The sequence below is a fragment of the Deltaproteobacteria bacterium genome (assembly GCA_029860075.1).
Taxonomy (GTDB): Bacteria; Desulfobacterota; JADFVX01; order JADFVX01; family JADFVX01; genus JAOUBX01.
On record JAOUBX010000140.1, the window covers coordinates 1 to 6,129 of the forward strand.

The following is a 6,129-nucleotide window of genomic DNA, read 5'->3' on the forward strand; positions in this document are numbered from 1 at the left end:
ATGTACACAGGCAAACTGGTTTTTTCTCAGGTAATGGAGCATTTGCCGCTTCATACCTTTCATCAATGTGTCAGCCGCTACAAAGGCAATCACAAGATCAAGGACTTCACCTGTCTGGATCAATACCTCTGCATGGCATTTGCCCAGTTGACTTACCGCGAGAGTTTACGGGACATAGAAGCCTGTCTTCGTGCCCAGAAAAAGAAGCTCTACCACATGGGCATTCGGAGCAATGTTTCCCGCAACACTCTGGCAAACGCCAACAAGGTCCGCGATTGGCGCATCTATGCCGACCTTGCCTATTCCCTCATTCAGACAGCTCGCAGCTTATATCTGAACGAGGATTTCGGTTTGGAACTCGATCAGACGGCCTACGCTCTGGATGCGACTACGATCGATCTATGCCTGTCCGTGTTCCCATGGGCTCACTTTCGTCAACACAAGGGAGCGATAAAGCTTCACACTCTTTTAGACCTTCGAGGCAACATTCCTACTTTCATTCACATCTCGAAGGGAAAACTCCACGAAGTAAATACCCTCGATATCATTCCTATAGAACCGGGAGCTTTCTATATCATGGATCGGGCCTACCTGGACTTTGCCAGACTGTACAACCTAACACAGGCTGCCGCATTCTTTGTACTACGGGGCAAGTCCAACCTCAAGAGCCGCAGAATCTATTCTCATCCAGCAGACAGGTCAACGGGAATTATATGCGACCAGACGGTGATGCTTACCGGCTTCTATCAAGTCAAGAGCTACCCGGACAAGCTGCGCCGAGTAAAATACTACGATGCCGAGACGAAAAAGACTCTGGTTTTTCTGACCAACAATTTTGCACTGCCAGCAATTTCTATAGCAAAGCTCTACCGATGTCGATGGCAAGTAGAACTCTTCTTCAAGTGGATCAAACAGAACCTGAGAATCAAAACCTTCTACGGTACCAGCGAAAACGCTGTAAAGACTCAGATATGGATTGCCATCTCCGTTTACGTTATGGTCGCCATTATGAAGAAACGACTCAAGTTGGAGATAAGTCTCTACACAATATTACAGATTCTGAGCGTTACAAGTTTCGAAAGAACGTCGATATTACAGGTACTTATGAAATCAGACTACAAAACAGATATTGCTGAACCTGATAACCAGCTGATTTTATTCAATTAAACGTTGGGACACTAGTGCTTTCGTATAATAATAAATAGCCCAGGTAACAGCATAATCAGCCGTATCGAGTACACCGATCTCCAGAGGGTGCTGGTATTCAATACTTGAAATCCCGCTTGTCTTCCCCTCCTCGAAAGCTGAGAGAAACATTTCTTTAACCTGCTCCTCTCCTGCTGAATAATCAATATTGAAAGTCAGCCTTTCTCGAAGCCCCTTTGCTGAAGCAAACTTGGAAAGGTTATTTATCTGGTAATCCCTCAGTCTCGAATTTTTAATCATAATCCGGTGGTTATTTTTAATGTTGAGGATTTCCGTATGGAAAACTTTTGTTTTATGTATAATCCCCAGCGTTTTTTCACTGTCATCCAGTTCGATAACATCTCCCACTTCGATCATTCCGCTGTTGAGAACAATAAGGCCGCTTAGTATGTCGGGTGCCCAGGTGCTTTGGGTGAGGGCGAGAAATACGCCGATAAAACCGAGAACCCCGCCGGCTTCAAGAAGGCTGCTGAATCCCAATATTCTAACCACTGAAATCATGACGATTATTGTGATGAAGGTTGTTATCAGGATATTGATGAGACGAGAATTATAGGTATCTATGATTTGTTTTTCCCCGTTTATTTCACGGGAGCGACCGTAACGGCTCCTGATAAGGTAGTGAATAATGTGAGCGCTGAAATAACAGAGATAGATAATTATCAGGATAGAGACGGCCTTAAAAGCCCAGCCTTTACTGGCAAGAGGTTTGGTCAGGTGATAGTAGCCGAATGAAAAAATAATGAGCAGGTTGAGAGTCCTGAAAATATTGAGTCTAAGGAGAAAACTTTTGTCTTCCTCCTGTGTATGGTAGACACTTTTCAGAATCCGTTTTGCAAAAATCAAAAGTGTAATGTTAACGAAAAGGACAGCAATGATTTTTGCATCAATATAGCGGCCCGCTGCAATAAAGTCGGAAAAAATGTGATTCAGGAAATCCATATGTCTCCTCAACCTTGTAATATATTTTTCTTCATATCAGATTCAGGGGCAAAGCGAGAAGGCAAAATAAAGTATTTTTATTTCTTAGGGAACCGCCCTGTCCATATATTTTAACAAAAGCCCTGGAAGGTTGACTTAATGTCCTTTTATTTAGTAAAGTTTAACATCATATGACAAATAACACGGAAAATCTAAGAGAAAAACTCGAAAAGGAGGTCGGCCCTGCCGACTGGAAGGTAATTGGTCCTCACTATACCAGAGGGGCGGTTATTATTGTTTCTTCCGAACTCGACCTTATCGATGTGGCGATAAAGGTGGCTCAAGATGATGTTGATCTGGTTCAGGACTGGATAAAGGAGGAAAAGCTGTTACGGCCCACACCTGACGATGCAAAAGAATGGAAGGAGAAGGGAATAGAACTCTCTTCGATCGTTGTTTCACCCTTCGTTCTTGTTCAACAGTTGAAACATTAAGTTTTTTTAGCCTCTTACAATGTGGCCTCTATGTACCTGATTAGTGGATTATTCTAATAAAATTGAGTTCAGAGGATAATATGACCAGCAAGAATAATAAAGCTAACAAAAAGTTCAACATTGTTGTCGGAATCCCTTCCTTTAATGAAGCTGCTACTATCGGTTTCGTCGCTGAAACGGTCTCTGAAGGTCTCAGATATCACTTTCCTGACCGCAGCAGTGTCATCGTCAACGTTGATAACGACAGTTCCGATAATACGAAACAGGCATTTATGAATGCCAAAACGGCCGTAAAAAAGAAGTACATCAGTACGGCAAAAGGGGTCCGGGGCAAGGGGCACAATTTTTTAAATCTCTTTAAATATGCCGTTGATGTGGAAGCCGAAGTCATTATCGTTGTCGATGCCGATCTTCGCTCCATTACTAAAGAGTGGATGGATCTTCTCGGCAGACCGATTCTGGAAGGCCACGATTTAGCAACGCCTCTTTATACGAGGCATCAGTTTGACGGTTCCATTACCAACCATATCTGTTACCCCGTGGTTTTCGGAATGTTTTCTACAGACATTCGTCAGCCCATTGGCGGGGACTTTGCCATGTCTGCCAAATTTATTCGCCATCTCCTGGAGAAGCAATGGTCGGGCGCCGTCAAGCAGTACGGCATCGACATATTCCTCACCATGAATGCCGTTATGGGAGGCTTTAAAGTGTGCCAGTCGGCGCTCGGCAAAAAGGTCCATAACGCCAGTGCACCAAAGCTGGGTGTTATGTTTGAACAGGTGATAGAGTCACTCCTCGATATCCTTGTTGCCAATCAGGATAAATGGGTGTCAAACGGGATAGACCAGATTGTAAAGCCAAAAATTTATGGTGATGCAACCATGCCGGAACCGCAGGGGCTCGAAATCGATGTACGTGACTTAAAAGAAAAGTGCACCGCTTCTTACAAGGAGTATCTTCCTTACATCAATGAGCTTTTAGGGCCCTATGCCGTAGCGAGAATCGAGAACATGTTCAGAATGGATTTCTACAACCTTGATGTTCTTTTGTGGACGCAAATATTTTACAACCTGGTTTTCAAGTACGACAAAACAAAGGACATGAGTGACAAGAAGAAGATAATCAATACGTTAAAACCGCTTTACTTTGCGCGGAGCCTTACCTTCAACTACAGTACGTGGAAGTATAATATCAGGTATGCCGAAGAGGAAGTAAGGGAGCAGGCCCTCGGATTTGCCACTCAGCGCTATTATCTCTGGGGACTGTATGGATGTCCCCGCCAGTCGTAGCCGGCATGCGCCTTTTTATATCAGCCCGGCTGGTGTTCTTTTCGTAACAGATCAAAAACGGTTTTTACCGGTGTGAAGGTAGCAATGGGAACCTCCACAAAGAGGGTGATCCATTTTGCCATGGCGCCGTTCCAGAGCCCCGGCAGTTCCAGCGCTTTTAACTTTTTTCCATGAGATGACTTAATAGAAATGAAGCCGCTTTCAGGATCGCTGTAATCGGTGAGGTTGAAGGGCTTCCCCTTGTAGTCCCGGATGCCGCAGATGAGGTCGACGGGATTGAAATGGGTGGCCCTTTGAAAGGATTGCCGCTGTTTCTCATCATCCAGATTGATCTGGGCTTTTTCTACAATTTGCCGGGAAGTTGAGCCTTCATGATTTTTTACCCAGAAGGGGCCTCCTCCGGGCTCGCCTTCATTTTTAACCATGCCACAGACTCTGATGGGCCGGTTTAAGCTTGAAAATATAAAGGCTGCTCTGTCTGCTTCACTTTTTACTTCAATTTCTTCAGTAATAACAAGGGACAATCTCTCCCTCATATACTTTAATGTTTGTGCCGTAAAATCTATATTAAAGTCTTTTGCTTCAATCTTTTTCAGGATTGCAAATATCTCCTCTTGTATCTTTACCAGGTAGCCGCCGAGCGCTTTTTTGTAGAGGATAGTCGTCTCCTTTAGCCTGTCGGGGGTAACGTTATCAATATTTTTTATGAAAACAATGTCACCATTAAGGCTATTGAGGTTTTCGAGCAGTGCGCCATGGCCTGCCGGGCGGAAAAGGAGTGATCCCTTTTTATCCCGAAAGGGATTGTTATCCATATCTGCAGCTATGGTATTCGTTGATGACCGCTGGCTTGAATAGGTGACTTGAAAAGGGGTCTCTCTTTTTTCCCGTTCTTTTGTATAGCTTTCGATTTTATTTTGAATGGAATCTCTATATTCATCATTAATGGTGAAATGAATTTTGCAGATATTATGCTTGTCTTTTGCATAGCTTTCTGCTTCTGAAAGGTGTTCTTCAAAGGGAGTTCTTGCATTATTATCATAACGGTGAAAAGGGATGAGCCCCTTTGGTTTGTTCGAGCAGTTAAGCCCCTTTTCCGTCAAAAGGTATTCAAGTATTCTTTTATACTCTTTCTCTGAAAGCAGGTTTTCTATTTCAAAGGCATTGTCTGCCAGGGTCTTTTTCAGATCTTCAAAAAAAGGAAATTTTTTTATTGAATCAAAAAAAAGAAGAAAGTTTTCGAAGTCGGACTCCCCTTTTACCGCCCTGTGAAGTATTTCTTCTTTATCGAACCGGTCCAGGTCATTATAAAAGGAGAGCAGCAGTTTGAACATGCGGCTCGCGGCTCCCGAGGCAGGGGTAAACTTCATGGCTCTTCCCGAGTTTACGGCTTTTTTGAAGAGAGAAATAAAACTTTCAATTTCATCATCATCGATTGTTTCAATGCCATGTCCTATGGTGCATGGCGCTTCAATATGAATAAATGGAATCCCTTTTTTAAAGGTTTCAAGTTCCCTCTCTATCTTTTCTTCTGATATACCCATAGAGGCGATTTGCGCTTTGTCTTTTTCATCTGGAAAGTGGGCCATTAACTTCCTTTCTCTCCCAATATTGTTGTTTAGTTTCCTCAGTCCGGCTGTCTTCCGGCTCTTCTTTTTTACCATAAAGGTCTTTCTATCTCAAACATGATTTATAACGCGATAAAAGTTTTTGAGTTGAGGCCCTTGTTATTATTGATTTTTTTATTGAAGCTTTTCCGAATAAATAATTGTTGATAAGGCAGCGCCCGTCATGAAAGATTCCTCTCTTTTCACGAGCGGGCTATCATGAAAGGTTGCCCCTGAAAGGTCGTCGTAACGGGCAAAAAAACCGAACCACCAGCCCTTGTAGCGGTGGCCCGTGGAAATGGTGAAACGGGTTCCGCTGTATCCCCCTTTTGCATCATAGGCGGGGCGGGTGGCGGTGGCAAATTTGGGATCCACTTCATAGACGTAGTCATGGAAGGCTTCGCCGGCCCAGATAGGGCCTATGGAAAAATCGGTATCCCATTTGTGATCTGCATGCGCCTGCAGGTAGGGTGAAAATACAAAGCCGACGGATCTTGTATCCCTAAGGTCGCTGGCTATTGCCATGCGCAGAGGGAAGGAGGCTCTGAGCCAGAAATGCCCCTTCTTTGACTTAAAAAGCACGACCTGCACACGGGACCCAGCTCGACAACG

The 6,129-nt window shown here is 44.0% G+C and carries 6 protein-coding genes; 3 read left to right on the forward strand and 3 right to left on the reverse strand.

Translation table 11 applies throughout. The features are described 5' to 3' along the window. Window positions 1-1,167, forward strand: coding sequence for an IS4 family transposase (locus tag OEV42_21135; GenBank protein MDH3976774.1), 1,167 nt, complete (start codon window positions 1-3; stop codon window positions 1,165-1,167). On the opposite strand, the gene OEV42_21140 is transcribed toward OEV42_21135, so the two are convergent. Continuing rightward, a complete protein-coding gene (locus OEV42_21140; protein ID MDH3976775.1) occupies window positions 1,156-2,148 on the reverse strand; it encodes a mechanosensitive ion channel in 993 nt (330 codons plus the stop codon). The two genes, OEV42_21135 and OEV42_21140, sit on opposite strands and share 12 nt — an antisense overlap. Before the next feature lie 170 nt (window positions 2,149-2,318). Here OEV42_21140 and OEV42_21145 point away from each other — a divergent pair, with 170 nt between their 5' ends. Together OEV42_21145 and OEV42_21150 are read left to right on the forward strand one after the other, a co-directional pair. Next, on the forward strand, window positions 2,319-2,621 hold the full coding sequence (locus tag OEV42_21145; GenBank protein MDH3976776.1) for a DUF2288 domain-containing protein: 303 nt from the start codon (window positions 2,319-2,321) through the stop codon (window positions 2,619-2,621). Window positions 2,622-2,701: 80 nt separating this feature from the next. Further along, complete coding sequence (locus OEV42_21150) at window positions 2,702-3,910, forward strand: glycosyltransferase (protein MDH3976777.1); 1,209 nt, start codon at window positions 2,702-2,704, stop codon at window positions 3,908-3,910. Window positions 3,911-3,930: 20 nt separating this feature from the next. Here the strand turns inward: OEV42_21150 and OEV42_21155 are convergent, their stop codons facing one another. After that, window positions 3,931-5,574, reverse strand: coding sequence for a DUF4301 family protein (locus OEV42_21155; protein MDH3976778.1), 1,644 nt, complete (start codon window positions 5,572-5,574; stop codon window positions 3,931-3,933). 78 nt (window positions 5,575-5,652) lie between these two features. Then, the coding region (locus OEV42_21160) for a MipA/OmpV family protein (protein MDH3976779.1) at window positions 5,653-6,129 on the reverse strand (477 nt) is incomplete at its 5' end.